The sequence below is a fragment of the Streptomyces akebiae genome, from assembly GCF_019599145.1.
Classification (GTDB): domain Bacteria; phylum Actinomycetota; class Actinomycetes; order Streptomycetales; family Streptomycetaceae; genus Streptomyces; species Streptomyces akebiae.
The window spans coordinates 5398312-5412941 of record NZ_CP080647.1 but is presented as its reverse complement, the minus strand read 5'-3'; the positions used below and the strand labels follow the sequence as shown (position 1 = coordinate 5412941).

The window sequence follows — 14630 nt, the reverse complement described above, 5'->3', positions numbered from 1 at the left end:
GAGGAAGCGGCGGCTGTGCCCCGACTCGGTCCATCAGTTCGCCTCCTGCTTTCCTCCGGGATAGAGAAAGGTGTAGAGGGCCACCGACAGGGCGGTGTACTGGTCCGCCGCCGTGGCCAGCTCACGGACACCCCGCTCGGTGAGGGGGACGGACCCCAGGGTCAGGCCGTCGCCGCACAACCCGCCGCCTCGCTGGGCGTGCTCTGCGATGGAAGCCCAGTCGGTGGCCTCCGGGGCATCGAACGGCGGGGCAGGAAGGAGTGCGGCTCTGGCACCGTCCGCGGCCCAGAAGGCGCACACCGGTCGGTACACATCGTGGGGGTACCCCTCCGCGGGCGGGTGTTCGGTCAACGCTTCCGCCAAGGCGCGGTAGTCGCTCGCATAGGCGTTCAGCGCGGCCAGACCGCCCTTGTCGAGCCATGCCCGTAACTGCTCCCGCTGCTCCGCCTTCTGCCGAGCCCGCTCTCCCTGTCGGCCCTGCGCGGTCGAGGGGTCCGCGAACGCCGCCAGTTCCCGCTGGCCGCTGAGCAGCAGCACCGGGGCCAGACAGGCCGCCACCACATACGCCGACCGCAGCATCCGGCGCCGCCACCGGACCTCGGGCGGGGCGAGCGGCAGCGCGCGCAGCGAGAGCACGATCAGCACCGTCAACGCCCCGGCAGGCACCGCCAAGGCCGCGAGAAGAGGGAGCAGCAGAAGCCGGGTCAGCTGCCACACCGGCCCGAACCGTGGGTCGCACCCGGCCCACAGCGTTGCCAGACCGGGCACGCAGCCTTCGGCCAGGGTGAGCGTCGTCGCAGTGAGCAGTCCGGTCAGCAGGCTCACCGCCCCCGCGCCGGCAGCCGACACGGGCCACCACGCGCCACGGGCGCGCATCGCCACCACGATCGAGACGACCGTCGCCACCGTGACCAGGGTCGCCGCCGTCCACAGCATCACATCCGGCAGCCACTGACCGCCTTCCATCGCCTGGGCCTTCGGCGGACGGAGCCCCGCCAGTACCGCCCGGCACACCACGATCGCAGCGGCTCCGGCCCCGGCGCACACAGCGGCGGGCAGGAGCCGACGCCTCCAGCGCTTCGCCGCCCTTTCCTGTGCGTACGCATGCCCGTACGAGCGTGTCCACCGCCGCCGCGGGACTCGTACCGGACGTCGGCTCACCGCTGCCGCCAGCAGCGTGGTGACCGTCACGGCGTAGAAACCGAGGCCGAGACCGTGCGGGGCGAGGATGGTGTGCACCATGATCCATCCGGGCCGGCTCTCCCAGAAGCAGTTCGAGACCACCGCTTGCGCGCCCGGCACACAGCCGTCGGCGGAGGCGAACACGAACGCCGCCGCCAGACCGGCCAGCAGCACCGAGCCACCGACCGCCAGGGCCATCGCCAGCCGGTGCCGTTCCGTCGTCGCGAACACCACGCACGTCGTGACCGCCACCGCCGCCAGGACGGCGAGCAGGCTGACCGCCGAAACCTGGGTGAGCCAGGCTCCGCCGCGGAAACCGGCGGGCGGGCGCGTACGGTGCAGCCACATCCGGGTTCCGAGCAGGACCAGCACGGTGAACGCGCCGCCCGCCGCCACCCGGGTCAGCAGCCACCGCATCGCGGGCACTGTCCCGTCGAGGTCGGGCCACGGCCCCAGCGGTCGCGCCCGCCGCAGCCACGACGCCGGGCCGAGCCCCTGAGGGCGGGCCCACACGGCGAGCGGGAACAGCCACAGCACGGTCCCGCCGACATGCACCATCGTCGAAGACGTGACCGGCGGCACATAGAACTGCCACTTGAGCACGGCCAGATAGGGCATCTGGTCCGGCGGCGTGCCGGGGTACACCTGGCCGAGCACGGCGTCCCAGTCCATCCGGGCGAGGAAGTCCCCGCCCGTGAAGAGGTGCCCGCGCGACGTCCACCAGGTGAACCAGCCGCCGTAGACCACGAGCAGCGCGGCCGTTCCGATCAGATGGCTGGGCACCAGGGAACGGCCCCGTGACGTCGTCACCCACAGCTCGGCACACTGGGCGGCCCACCACAGCAGGACGGCCGACCCGACGGCCAGGAGGAGGAGCACCTGCGGCGCCGGCGGTAGCCAGCCCGTGCCCGCGTGCCGGAAGGTGAGCAGTTCACCGACGCCCAGCCCCAGTCCCAACGCGAGCCCCGCTCGCAACCCGGACGGCACCCGCAGCCCGCAGGCCACCGCATACGCCACCGCCCGCCACACGGCGACTCCGGCGATCCCGGTGACGAGCGCGGCAGCCGTCCACTCGGGCAAGTCCGCGGACCATGACGTCTCGGATCCCGTCACATCCCGTATGGCCAGGTCGAGGTTGAGGGCAACCTGGGCGGTCACCACACCGGACAGGAACATGGTGGAGACCCGGACGCCGAACATGGGCCCGGGATCCAGCAGCGAGGTCGCCCGCTCCGACCATGCCGGATGCGCACGCCACGCGTCTCGCACCCGCCGCAGCCGTCCCTCGCCGGACCGCGAGTCGGGAGCGGGCAGCCGCCGGACGCCACCGTTCCAGCGGGCGGCGTCGATATCGGCGTACAGCTCGCGGGTGCGCAGCACGTCTCCGCGGGCCAGCAGGATCAGTGCGACCAGGAAGGCTACGTGGAACAGCCCGCGCAGCCCCAGCGACCAATGGGTCCGCCACACGTCGAGGGCCTCGGCCGGCGACTGGTCCCAGGGCATCGGGTACAGGGCGAGCAGCGTGTAGGGCAGGACCACGAGGACCGCGACCGAACGCCACAGGGCCTCGGTGGCGTAGGCGATCCCGACATCGCGGTTGCGGATGTGGGCCAGCTCGTGCAGGACGACGAATTCAAAGCCCTCACGGTCCTGAGCCCGCCGGACCAGCAGACCCGCGTGCAGGCACACGGTGCGCGAGCGCCGGTGCCCGAACGCCGACGCGCTGGCCGTCACGGCCGTCGGAGCCAGCCGGAAGGCCGGAGCCGGGGTGACCCCGGCCCGCTGGGCCAACGTGGCGAGTTCGCCGAGGAGGTCGGGATCGCCGATCTCGACAAGCCCGGCCCGGCGCCGCTTCCAGGCCGGTGCCAGCCAGAACAGCAGCCCGGCGGCGCCGAACACGGCGACCGTGCCGACGACCGTCCACAGCCACTTCACGTCCGCCTGCTGCGGGACGCTGAGGGACATCAGATTGATGGAGGCTGTCGCGATCAGGACGACGAGGAGGGCGAACCGCAGATGCGTACCTGCGGCGACCACCCGTCGGTCCAGGTCCGCGCCGACGGCCGCCGACGCGGCGGTACTGGGACTGTCGGTCACCCGGACTCCGGCTCCTGGTCCTCCTGTCGGACGGGCCGGTCCTCCGCCGAGGTCGCATCCCGGTCCACCGGTGTGGACAGCTGGTGGAAGACCGCGTTCGCGATCGCTGTGGCACGCGCCGTGCTCAGCCCGGCCTGCGCACACTGCGTGAGCACCGCCTCGCGCACCACGTCGAGTTGCTCCGCCGACAGCGGCAGCGTGATCTCGGGCTCGCTCTCCGGCTCCCGGCCCCGCAACCGCTGCCAACGAGACCTGACGGCCTGTGCCGAAGCCCGTACCGCCGAGGCCGCCGTCTCCCTGGCCGCTTCGGTGAGCACCAGCCACAGCACCGGTGTCACCAGCGGTACGACGACGTCCAGCCCGTAGTCGAGCGTGGAGGGCGACACGCGCCGCCCTCGGCCCATCGCCGCAAGGTGTCTTCTTCTGGCCCCGGGCTCCATTCGCTCGACCGAATCAAGCAGCACCAGTTCCTCTGGAGCTTGCTCGGTGATCACCTGACGAACAACACGGCCAACGGCAACAGCCATAAAAATCCCACAAGTTGACCCAACGGAGTGTGGGGAGTGTACAAGGAGGACTGATGCCCCCATGACCGCTTGCACGTGCCGCCACAGACAAGTCGGGCAGCCGAATGCCGGTCGCGGCGGCGGGCCGGTTCACCGCCGCGACCGGCCTCGGTTCACTGCCAGAACACCTCTTCCACGATGATCTGCGGGTCCTCGACGCGCCGGATGAAGGTGTAGATCATCCAGCCGTGTCCGCTGTCGAAGAGGAAGACGCGGGCCCCGTGGGGATCGCTGGACAAGACCGGCTCGACCTTCACACCGTCGGGGAGGCCCGCATCGGCGTCGATACCCCGGAAGTAGGGGTCCCTCGCCGTGACGAGTTCGGCTCTCGCGGCATCGATCATCTTCCGCACGTTCTCCGGGAGGGCGTCACGAGCGGCCTGGGCCTTCAGTGTCCAGTCCATCTGCCACGGCGGACCCATGAATCCGTTGTCGATCACTGGCCGGGCTCCAGCCGCCTCACCTGGTAGCGGATATGGGATGCCTCTTCGAGGAGCGCCTTGGCCTCGGCGATGTCAGTGGACCCCGAGGCGCGGTGATGGAGGTCCCTCATGTGGGCGTCCAGCTTCGGATCGCGGGCGATGGCGTACTCCCCCCACCAACGGGTCATGAACGCGGGCACCGTGCTGATGTCGTAGGCGTCGGCGACAGCCCACTTCCAGTGCTTGTCGAAGTCGGCGAGGAGCTGCGGGGCATGCTCGGCGATAGCCTCGCGCAGTGCCTTCGGGTTCCGTTCGGGCATCGGCGGGACGGCCGGTGTCGGTTCGGCGGCGTGGGCGGTCATGACCGGTGAACTCCTTCGACGCGTCGTCCTTACGACCATAGTCCGCCCCCTGTGTCCTGCGTGGCCTGCCCGCGGCAAGCTTCCGGCTGCTCTTCTTCCAGGACGTCTACGGCGTCCTCGGCCGCGGGCGGGGGGAGGCGCAGCCCCCGGGACTCGGCGACGCGCAGGGCGTCCGTCAGGCACTCGGCGAGACGGATGCCCGCGTAGCGGACCTCGGTGTACGGCGAGGCCGGGTCGTCCAGCACCGCACGGGCGAGGTCGAGTACGTCGGTGCCGTTGGCGAGTTGGGTGGCCTCCAGTTCGTCGGCGAGGCGGGAGAGGTGGCCGCCGTTGTGGTCGGTCACCAGATAGCAGGGTTTGCCCTCGGGCGACGGCCAGGGCAGGAGCCGGAGCGTGGGGGTGGGGGTGGGGGTGGGTGCGGGTGCGGGTGCGTAGGCGGGTACCGGCGTGCCGTTGACGCGTTCCATCAGACGGCCACCTCCCGCAGGCCGACCAGGTGCTGATCAAGGTCGATCCCGAAGTCCGCGGCGAGGACGAGCGCGAGACGGCGGCGCTGCTGGAGGGCGGCCTCCTCCTCATGTGCGGCGAGGTAGGGGCGGACCAGGGCGGACGTGGAGCCGTCGATCGGGGCGTGGAGGCCGTACGGGGAACGGTGACGGGGAAGTCCGGAGGGCGCGGGGGTGGGGGCTGGGTGCCGTACGGCGGTGACGTGCAGGCAGAGGTAGGGGCGGTGGCGGGTCAGGCGCCGTTTGCCGGTGCCCGGGGAGAAGAGGAGGAGCAGCCATTGGAGGGCGCGGGGGATAAGGTCGGTCATGTCGACGCTCCTTGTAAGCGTTGGCCGTGCCCCGGGAGGTCTAGTCCACCTCGCCGGGGTCTCTGTGGTCTCGACTGTAAGCCCATCATGACGAGTCAGGTAGCGGTATGACTCGGCAGGGAGAGGCATGACTCTTACTGCCCAACTATGATCACTCCTGACCGACTAACGTGCCGTCATGGCTGAAGACCAGGAGTGGCGTCCCGATCCCGCGTCCCGGATCTATGTGTACGTACAGATCGCTGAGCACATCGCCGAGCAGATTCGCGCGGGAAGCCTGCCGGTAGGCGCGCGTCTGGCCTCGGAGCCCGATCTCGCAGCCCACTACGGCGTCGGAATCAACACCCTCCGACGCGCGATCCGGGAGCTGCGGGAGCGAGGCATCGCCGACACTGTGCCCGCGAAGGGAACGTTCATCATCGAGATGCCCGAGTCCACCACTGACGGCTCGGAGACGAACGGGACCGCTGACTAGCGATCTTCGTCACCGCTCCGAATCCGAAAGCGACCAGTCGACCACCCACCCGCCCGGGGCAGAGCGTTTGAGGATGTTCAGCCTCGGGGCCGGATCGTCGTCCCGGGTGGTGACGGCGGCCAGCGCGGAGCCGTCGGGGAGCCAGACCAAACCCCGGTCGGCCAGCCGCTCGTGGCGCGGGAGCGCTGCGGACCACACGGGCTCGGTGCCGTCGAGGGGGTAGACGTTGACCTGCTTCCCCTTCGGGCCGGCGGACCGTACGCCGGTCGCGATCAGGGTTCCGTCCGGGGACGGTGCCACGGCGACGGGGGCCTGCTGCGTGAACCAGGCGCCCTTGTCCCCGAGCCCCTCGCCCTTGCGGGCGGTGAAGCCCTGGACGCGGTCCTCCGATCCGGCGGCGGTGAGGAGCCGTGAGCCGTCGGGGGTGAGCGCCAGGTCGTTGAGGTTGCTACCGCCGCGCCGCTCGTCGGCGTCGAGGCTGAGCTTGCCGTCGGCGCCGACGGTGTAGGCGAGGAGCCGGACGGGGCTGAGGTGCGGCTGGCTGGCCACGAGCGTCTGGCCGGTGTTGCTGGTGGCCGTACTGTCGCCGGCGGGCGCGGCGAGTGCGGGGGCCCGTTCGAAGCGGATGGTGGCGCCCTGCTGGTCGAGCTCCATCTCGGGCTTCTCGGCGGCGGTGTCGAGCCGCGCGATACCGCCCTCCCACGCCTCACAGCCGTAGCCGATCCACAGGACGGTGCCGGTGCGGGCCAGGTGCGTCGGGCAGAGGTGATTCTGGTCGGCTCCGGCGCGATACCGGGCGGTCTCCTTCAACGTCTCGGTATCGATGACGGAGACGGCGTCTCCTGCGGCGAGGGCGACGTACAACGACTTGCCGTCCTGGCTCAGCACCATGCCGTGGGCGCCTTGCTGACCGTCGATCAGCTGGACGTCCCCAGCGACACGGACCGTTCCACGCCCAGGAAGCCGCACGGCAGCGACACTCTGCCCGTCCGCGCCACCGCTGACGAACACCTGCCGATGCCCGCCGTCGACAACAGCGTCCCCGTACCCCGGCAACGGCAGCGCATCCCCGCGGCCCCAGCCGTGACCCGCGGCCGTCCCCTCAAGGGCGTTCACCAGCAGCGCGGCGCATCCCAACACGGTGGCGACCGCACTCGCTCTCCTCCTCTTCATCCCTACTCCTCTTCCACGATCCTCGCCGGGTTCCGGCGGCGAATCTCCAGCCCGAACACTCCACCACCGAGACTGAGGAGACTCCGGAGGAACACACCCACCGAGCGGCCTCTTTCGAACGAAAGCACGGCTCACTGAGGAGATGCACGCGGACAAGGGCGAATGGCTGATCGGCCCGCTCTGCGGGCCTGGATCGCTCGCGCGCTCAGCGTCGCAATCGCGCCTGAATCGCCTTCAGGCGCTCTCGCGAAACGGCCCGATCTCCCTCCCTCAGTCTCGAAATATGGTCCGAGTCACGTGCATCCGACAGGGCAGGGGAGACTGAATTCTGCTGGAATTCCGCCTCCTGGGCGAAGAAATCAACGCCGGGGAGATTCTGATCGAGTTGCCCCATCGCTGTCAGACATGCGTGTGCGCACTTGAGCGCGTCCTCGACGTCGCCACCAGATCGGTAGAGCGCCGCATATCTCAGCACAAGCACAGAATAGAAGGAGTAGATACCCGCCACATCGACGATCTCCTCATCGGACGGTACGAGCTCCCGAAAACCTTCCAGAGACGCCACATAGCCCCGGAAACGAGCCGCGGAAGTTTCAGCGCTCCAAAGATCTCCCAAAAGCTGGATGACGAGCTCTACATCACTGTCCCGGGAACGATCACTACCGGACAAGCCGGTGAACACCTGCCCCATCCGCTCCGCGCAGCTTGCCACGAAGGCTGCGACCTGTGTCTGCACGGCCCCTCGCAGGGTCGCCGCGACAGCTTCATCGACTACCACTCAAAGCTCCTCTGGCGGGTCGTGGATTTACCGCTTCCGGGATAAATGCCGCCCATCATCCTACCGTTCGTCCCTCGAATAAGCGGTGCGCACTCCCGCAGACAAACGTTGCGCGAGGCCCCACCGGCGGTGGGCTTCCAGCCCATTTTATTGATGAAGAGAAGGGCGTTCCGTTCTGCGTGAGCGCCCGGGATGTTGTCCGCCACAATCTCGCCTTTTCCGATCGCACCCAGCTGCGCCGGCGTCAAACCGTCACCGGATCCGGCAACGACGTTGATGGGCCCATGAGGAGTTTCCGCCCTGACCACCGCCACCGTACTCACATTCCTACGCACGTACTCGTCCGGCTCAGCGGCGTGAATTGCGCTCGCCCGTTCCGAGAGCTCGCAGTTGTGGACCAGAACTGGAGAGGCCCCCGCCAGCACAAAATAGGTGTGGAGGCCCGCGACAGTGAGGTTGTGGACCGCGGTCCCGCGTTCGCTATGGTCAACTGCCGCAACCCGTACGTACGTCCCCGCGGAGGTCCGCAGCCACTGCCCCGGCTTCAGATCGGCGGCCTTCGTCCACTTGCCCGTGTCACGGACCCAGAAGGGGTGGTTCTCCGTGGCGGTCAGCGCGCCGGTGCGGGTGGTGGACCGGTCGCCGTCGGGGTCGACCCTGACGCGGACCAGCTTCTTCTCACCACGCGAGGTGATCGTGTGAGTGACCTTCCGGGATCGCGGTTCGGAGTCGTCCGGGGCCGCGGCCAAGACGTGGTCGCCCTTGCGTACGGCCTCGATCGGCTTGGCGGTGCCGTCGGACATCAGGACACGGGTACTGGGTGCGAAGCTGGAACGGCGGCAGGTGGGGCCGAACGAGGTCTCCGGCGAGCCGTGTGTCTGCGGGGTCGGTTCCGTGGTGCCGGTACGGGACTGGGACGGGGTGTCCGGCACCGAGCCATCCGTCTTGTTCGCCTTGTTGAGCGCCGCGCCCCCGTCCAACGCCTCGTCGGCGTACTTGCCCGCCTTACGGGCCATCCGCGCCGCGCCGATCGCGTTCCCCACCACCGGGATCGCGGAGGAGAGGGACAGCCCCGCCTCGACGTAGTTGCCCTCCGCCAGATACAGCACCCCGTTGGCGACGTCGGCGATCTCGCCCACCACCGGGACCATGCCCACCACGTCCAGCACCGTGTGCGCGATCTCGCTCCACGACATGCCGAACAGGTGGCCGTCCAGCTCCACGTTGCTGATCGGGTTGCCGCCGGCGAAGCCGTAGCGGTTCTGGGTCCAGGGGTCCGTCGTCAGGTTCAGGTCGGACAGGGCGCCGTTGTACATGTCCCGGGACAGGAACTGGTTCAGGCCCGGGTTGTAGTCCCGGAAGCCCATGTCGTAGGTGCCCGAACCACCGTCCCAGCGGCGGGAGTTGAAGCGGTAGAAGTTGAAGGGCTCGGAGGCGGGGTCGGCCGAGGACGGCTTGTCGATGCCCGTGAAGGACTTCTCGTCCGCCTGCCCGTACGCCGTGTACCCGTACGTCGCCTTCGTGTCGCCGCTGTCGTCCGTGACGTGCTCGACGTCGTTGTGGGGGCCGTAGCCGAAGAAGACCGTGTCGGGGTCCTTCGTGCCCTCCGTGTCGAAGGTGACCTGGGAGAGCCGTTCGCCCGCCGGGCCGTACTGGTACGTCTTGCTGAGCTTGCCGTCCTTCTCCTCCGTGAGGAGTTGCTCACCCAGTCCCAAGTAATGGAAGTCGGTCGTCCGTTCCTTGTCGGCGCCTCCCGCGTCCGTGGTCGTGCTCGTACGGCGGTCGAAGGCGTCGTACGTGTGACGGGTGATGAAGGAGGTCGGGCCACCTCGCGTCTTCGGCGTGCGGTGTTCGATCAGGCGGTCGAAGCCGTCGTAGACGTTCTTCTGGGCTGGGTCGCCACCGGTCGTGACCTGGGAGAGGCGGCCGTACACGTCGTACAGGTAGGAGGATTCGACGCCCCCGGCGGTCGACGACAGGAGTCGGTCCCGGTCGAAGTCGAAGACGGACTTGACCCCACCGACCTCCTGCTCCACGACGTTGTTGTTCTGGTCGTAGCGGTAGGTCTCGGTGCGGTCCGGGCCGCCGTTCCCGTCCACCTTCTTGACCTCGGTGCTGCGGTTGCGCGCGTCGTACGTGTACGTCGCCACCGTGTCCAGCGTGCGCCCGTGGTCGTCGGCGTCCATCTTCAGTGAGGCGTCGCGGGTGCGGTTGCCGTCGGGGTCGTAGTCGATCTCGTGGCGGGAGACCAGCGCCCCGCCGCCCTCGTCCTTCTTCTCCTCCTGCACCGCCAACGCGCCGTCGAGGTAGTGCCAGTGGTCGACGGTGTTGCCGTTGTCCTTGGTCTGGCGGTTGACGCGGCCCGTCGGCCACCACGTGAACGTCGTCTTCTTCTCGTCGCCGTCCGTCGAAGGGCCCTTGGTCAGCGCCTCCGAGAGCAGGCCCAACGTGTTGTACGTGTAGTGGGAGCTCTCCGGGTCGCGGCCCGCCGCCGTCACCCGGTGGTCGGTGAGGTTGCCGTCCGGGTCGTACGTGAACTGGGCCGTGCGTGGTGTCTCGTCGCCCCGCGCGCGTTCCTCCACCGTGGACGGTCGGCCCAGCGGGTCGTTGGTGACGGTCCACGTGCGGGACGGCTCCGGCTCCGGGCCCTCGGCGATACGCGTGACCAGGCCGTCGGGGTCATAGGCGTAGTGGTACTCCCGCGCGTCCCCGGCATCGGCCTCGCGCTTCGCTCCGGGCTCGGTCTCCGCCCTCACCAGCTCCACCGCGTCGGCGAGCACCAGCCGCCCCGCGGTCTCCTCCGCGCCCGACAGCGTGACCGCGTACTCCTCGCCCGCCTTGAACGTGAAGCGGCCCAACTCCCGCCACCCGCCCCCACCCTCCGCACCACCGGAGGCGGTGCTCTGATCCACGGCGACAGTCGTCCTACGGCCGTCCTCGTGCGGGATCGCGAACTCCCCCCGCCCTCCCCGCTTCCCGTCCCGGTCGTGGTGGGGCCAGCGGGCCAGCACCCGGTACGTGCCGTCGCTCGGTACGGCGAGGTTCCAGGCGAAGGTGGCCGAGCGGTCCTCGGCGGGGTGCGCGTGGTAGTTCGCGCCGAAGACGTCCGGGTTCTCGTCGGGGTCGGCCTTCTCCAGCGTCCACCGGCCGGTCGGGGTCGTGCGGCCCGCGTCGGAGTTGTCGGTGAGCACGGTCTCGCGGCTCGCCGGGGTGCCGGAGTCGCGGTGCTGCTTCAGCTTGCCGTCCGGGTAGTACTCCCAGCTCATCGTGCGGTTCGCGCCGCCGCCGTCACCGGTGAGGGTGCGGCTGAGCTGGTTGCCCACCGGGTCGTAGGCGTAGTCGGTACGGATCTGCCAGGGGTCGGTGCTGCGGCGGAGCAGGCCGTCGTCGAAGTAGGTGTAGCGGGTCACGCTCCGGTCGGTGGACTTGCCGGAGGGCGGCGTGTGCACCTCGGTCAGCTGCCCCACCTCGTCGTAGACGTTCGTGACGTGCTGCGGGTCCTTGAGATCGGGGTTCTTCGGGTCGTGCGGCAGGATCTGTTCGGAGACCCGGTTCAGGGGGTCGTAGACCGTCTTCTGCGCCAGGTTCTCGTCGTCCTCCGCGACCGAGCGAGGCGTGAAGATCTTCGTCCGGTTGCCGGCCTCGTCGTACTCGTAGCGCGTCGTCCGGTACGTGATCCGCTCCTCCGGCAGCTCGCAGTTCTGTCCTTGCGGACAGGAGCAGTCGAAGCGGCGCTCGTCGCCCAGGCGGTGCGGGGCCCGGATCTCCACGGGTGCGCCGGCCGCGTCCAGCCGGGTCCTCGTCGTCGCCCCGCACTGGTCGGTGACGGAGATCAGATGGCCGTCGCGGTCGTAGCCGTTGCGCACCGCGTTGCCCTCGGCGTCGGTGACGGCGCTGATCTGGTGCGCCAGGTCGTACGTGAACCGCTGGTCGGGGACGGGTGGGCGGACCCGGGCACGGCCGCCGGTGACCGGCTCGGCCTCGGCGTTCGTGCGGGGACGGGTCACCGACGCGACGTTGCCGGCGCCGTCGTACACATAGGTCGTACGGCCCCGCAGCGGATCCGTGGTCTCGATCAGGCGGTGCAGTTCGTCGTAGAGGAAGACGCTGCGGTGACCGCGCGGAGTGGTCGCGGCGACGCGGTTGCCCACGCGGTCGTAGGCGTAGCGGGTGGTGCGCTCGGGGCCGTCGGGGGTGTCACGGGGGTCGGTGACGCTGAGCAGTCGGTCGGCGGCGTTGTAAGTGGCCGTCGTGACCGCGTCGTTGGGGTCGGTGGCGCGGACGACGTTGTCGTTGGCGTCGTACGCGGGCGCGGGAACCCGGATCCATCGCCTGCCCTCGTCCTCGGCTTGGAGGTCACGCGGCAGCACCGCGCCGAGCGGGCGGCCCAACAGGTCGTACTCGTAGCGGCTGGTGCGCCCCTTGGCGTCGGTGACGGCCGTGACGGCGCCCACGGCGTCGTAACGGAAACGGGTCTCGTGCCCCAGGGCGTCGGTCGCCCGTGCCGGGTGGCCGGTGGGACCGTGGTCCGCGAAGCGGGTGGAGTGGCCGCGCGGGTCGGTGCTCTCCAGCAGGCGTCCGCGGTCGTCGTAGACGTTGTACGAGGTGTACGGCGCCCTGCGCGGGCCCACGGTCTCCTTCGCCTTCCCGGCGGCCTCGCCCGTGTTGCCCCGCGGGTCGGTCACCGAGACGACGTTGCCGTACCCGTCGACACCGAACGTCCAACGGCGGCCCTCCGGCGAGACCTTCTCCACCAGGTCGGCGACATGGCCGCGCAGCGCGGTGCGGTAGGTCAGGCCGGTGGAGGCCCGGTCCTCGGGGTCCTTGGCGTTCTCCAACGGGCCGGTGATTTCGAGTGGGTAGCCGGTGCGCGGGTCGTAGCGCCAGGTCGTCACCGCTCCGCCCGGCTCCTCCAGGCGGCGGACGTTGTTGTCGGCGTCCCAGGCCAGCCTCGTCGTCTCGCCCTTGGCGTTGCGGGACTCCACGGCACGACCGAAGCCGTCGAGACGGAAGGCGGTGCGCTCACCGGTGGCATCGGTGACGGTGGTCCAGCGGCCCTTCGCGCCCCGGTCGAGGTGCCCCTTCGCACCCCGGCCGAGATGTCCCCCGGGGCCTTGGTCGAGGTGGGTGACACCGCCCAGGCGGTCGGTGATCGTCGTGACACGCCCGTGAGCCGCAGCCGTGGTGCGCGGGCCGGCGTGTCCGCGCGTCCCCTCGTAACCGAGGCGCGTGCGCCCGCCCTTCGGGTCCGTGACCGCGGTCAGGCGCGGGGTGCCGTCGGAGGACCGGTCGTAGTCGAAGGCCAGGGACCGGGCCACGCCCGAACCGGCGGCATCCGTGACCTCGCGCAGCAACCCGCCCCTGCCGTACGAGAACTCCACCCGCCGGCCGTGCACGTCGGTGACGGCCACCAGCCGCCGTGCCGCCGCGCCGCTGTCGCCGTACTGCAGGGTCAGGACCCGGCGCCCGGACGCGTCGGTCACACGGCGCAGCACGGGGGCCACCAGGAACCCGTCCCCGCCCCCGTAGTGGAACCGGAGGGTGTTGCCGTTGCGGTCGACGACGGCCGTCGGCCGTCCCCGCGCGGAGAAGATGAACTGGGTACGGTCGGGCCGGGTGAACACCCAGCGCCGGTCCGGAGCGCCACGGGTGCGCTGAAGGTGGAAGTGAACGCCCGCCGGGTGGGCGTAGTCCCAGGCGCGGGAGTCGGCGCTGCCGTGTCGGTCGAGGCGGAACGTGTGCCCCGTGCCGTCACCGTCGATCAGGTGTACGGACTTCGGGAAGCCCGGCACGCTGGGCAGACCGCTCCCGAAGTGCAGCGGTGACCCGAGGCGGGTGAGCGTGGACGCCGACACGGACCAGCCGGGCCCGGCGACGGTGTCGGAGGCGTCCTGGGTGTTGTGGGTCAGACGCAGGAAGGCGGCGGGGCCGAGGCTCGGGTGGGCGAACAGGTTCCAGCTCGTCGCCGCGTTTCCACCGGCCGCGTTGACGGCGATCCCGGCACCGACACCGGCTTCGGCGCGCGTGTACTGGTAGAACCGCTCCAGCCCCAGCCGGTCGGAGACGGGACGCTCGACGACGACCCGCTCCCGTGCCTGGCGCACCGGGCCGCCGGGAGGCTCGGCATCCGAGAGCCAGACCCGACTGCGCCGGTCGTACAGGTCCCAGGCGAGGAGGAGTGACGAGCGGGCCGGCCCGGAGCGGGGCAGAGCCGGCGCTCGTACGGCGGCCCGGACCTCGGCGGACTCACCCGGGGCCAGGTCCCGGGGAAGCGCGGCCAGGTGATCGGCGGGTCGCTCGCCCCGCCGGTACGCGTACTCCGAGCCGTCCGGCCGGTACCACCGCACCCCGAGGGCGATGTCCCGCGCCCGCCAGGGCTGTTGGCTCGTGTCCGTCACCGTGACCCGGACCTCGGCTCCTTCGCCGGGGCTCCACCGCTGTGGCGTGGCGGGCGCGAAGTAGGTCGCTCCGCGCGGCGGTTGCTCGTTCGCCCGGCCCGTGGAGGCGTCCCTCTTGCCCGAGGCGGGAGGCCGCCGGTGGGGCAACGGCTCCGGGGACGGGAGCAGCCCACCCGGATGCCGTCCGGGTTCCCCCCGCCACGCCGGAGCGGGTACGCCCGTCCCCGACCCACCTCCGTCCGAGCCGTCCGACCGGGCCGGGGCTTGCGCACCCAACAGGGTCGCCAGGACGGAGCCGATGACGAGGAGGACAAAGGGGAACCGGCTGCGGGGCATGCGTCAGCTCCATGCACGGGAGGGAAT

10 protein-coding genes are annotated in these 14630 nt (G+C 70.4%); 1 reads left to right on the top strand and 9 read right to left on the bottom strand.

What is annotated here, in order from left to right; translation table 11 throughout:
* Positions 1 to 33 precede the first annotated feature (33 nt).
* From K1J60_RS23260 to K1J60_RS23235, 6 genes are all read right to left on the bottom strand, one after another.
* Positions 34 to 3279: a M56 family metallopeptidase gene (locus tag K1J60_RS23260; protein WP_220647866.1), complete on the bottom strand. Its 3246-nt coding sequence runs from the start codon at positions 3277 to 3279 to the stop codon at positions 34 to 36.
* Positions 3276 to 3665 carry a hypothetical protein gene (locus K1J60_RS23255; protein ID WP_220647865.1) on the bottom strand — a complete coding sequence of 130 codons (390 nt, stop codon included), beginning with the start codon at positions 3663 to 3665 and terminating at the stop codon, positions 3276 to 3278. The genes K1J60_RS23260 and K1J60_RS23255 overlap by 4 nt, the downstream gene beginning before the upstream one ends.
* Positions 3666 to 3958: 293 nt before the next feature.
* Positions 3959 to 4285, bottom strand: coding sequence for a hypothetical protein (locus tag K1J60_RS23250; protein ID WP_317619724.1), 327 nt, complete (start codon positions 4283 to 4285; stop codon positions 3959 to 3961).
* A complete protein-coding gene (locus tag K1J60_RS23245) occupies positions 4282 to 4629 on the bottom strand; it encodes a DUF6247 family protein (RefSeq protein WP_220647864.1) in 348 nt (115 codons plus the stop codon). The genes K1J60_RS23250 and K1J60_RS23245 overlap by 4 nt, the downstream gene beginning before the upstream one ends.
* A 29-nt stretch (positions 4630 to 4658) precedes the next feature.
* Entirely contained in the window at positions 4659 to 5096 is a 438-nt protein-coding gene (locus K1J60_RS23240) for a hypothetical protein (RefSeq protein ID WP_259407874.1), read from the bottom strand.
* Positions 5096 to 5443: a hypothetical protein gene (locus tag K1J60_RS23235; protein WP_220647863.1), complete on the bottom strand. Its 348-nt coding sequence runs from the start codon at positions 5441 to 5443 to the stop codon at positions 5096 to 5098. The genes K1J60_RS23240 and K1J60_RS23235 overlap by 1 nt, the downstream gene beginning before the upstream one ends.
* Positions 5444 to 5621: 178 nt before the next feature.
* On the opposite strand from K1J60_RS23235, the gene K1J60_RS23230 reads away from it, so the two are divergent.
* Entirely contained in the window at positions 5622 to 5918 is a 297-nt protein-coding gene (locus K1J60_RS23230) for a winged helix-turn-helix domain-containing protein (RefSeq protein ID WP_220647862.1), read from the top strand.
* Positions 5919 to 5927: 9 nt separating this feature from the next.
* Here K1J60_RS23230 and K1J60_RS23225 read toward each other — a convergent pair whose 3' ends face one another.
* The 3 genes from K1J60_RS23225 to K1J60_RS23215 form a co-directional block, all read right to left on the bottom strand.
* Positions 5928 to 7091 (bottom strand): hypothetical protein, encoded by a 1164-nt coding sequence (locus K1J60_RS23225; protein ID WP_220647861.1) that lies wholly within the window; start codon positions 7089 to 7091, stop codon positions 5928 to 5930.
* 205 nt (positions 7092 to 7296) lie between these two features.
* Positions 7297 to 7827: a hypothetical protein gene (locus K1J60_RS23220; protein WP_220647860.1), complete on the bottom strand. Its 531-nt coding sequence runs from the start codon at positions 7825 to 7827 to the stop codon at positions 7297 to 7299.
* Between the two features lie 35 nt (positions 7828 to 7862).
* Positions 7863 to 14603, bottom strand: coding sequence for a golvesin C-terminal-like domain-containing protein (locus tag K1J60_RS23215; RefSeq protein WP_220647859.1), 6741 nt, complete (start codon positions 14601 to 14603; stop codon positions 7863 to 7865).
* Between the last annotated feature and the right edge of the window lie 27 nt (positions 14604 to 14630).

What these genes read in the sequence shown, in the direction of transcription:
- K1J60_RS23245 (WP_220647864.1), bottom strand. Translation starts at nt 4,629, where the DNA reads ATGACCGCCCACGCCGCCGAACCGACACCGGCCGTCCCGCCGATGCCC.
- K1J60_RS23240 (WP_259407874.1), bottom strand. Translation starts at nt 5,096, where the DNA reads ATGGAACGCGTCAACGGCACGCCGGTACCCGCCTACGCACCCGCACCC.
- K1J60_RS23235 (WP_220647863.1), bottom strand. Translation starts at nt 5,443, where the DNA reads ATGACCGACCTTATCCCCCGCGCCCTCCAATGGCTGCTCCTCCTCTTC.
- K1J60_RS23230 (WP_220647862.1), top strand. Translation starts at nt 5,622, where the DNA reads ATGGCTGAAGACCAGGAGTGGCGTCCCGATCCCGCGTCCCGGATCTAT.
- K1J60_RS23225 (WP_220647861.1), bottom strand. Translation starts at nt 7,091, where the DNA reads ATGAAGAGGAGGAGAGCGAGTGCGGTCGCCACCGTGTTGGGATGCGCC.
- K1J60_RS23215 (WP_220647859.1), bottom strand. Translation starts at nt 14,603, where the DNA reads ATGCCCCGCAGCCGGTTCCCCTTTGTCCTCCTCGTCATCGGCTCCGTC.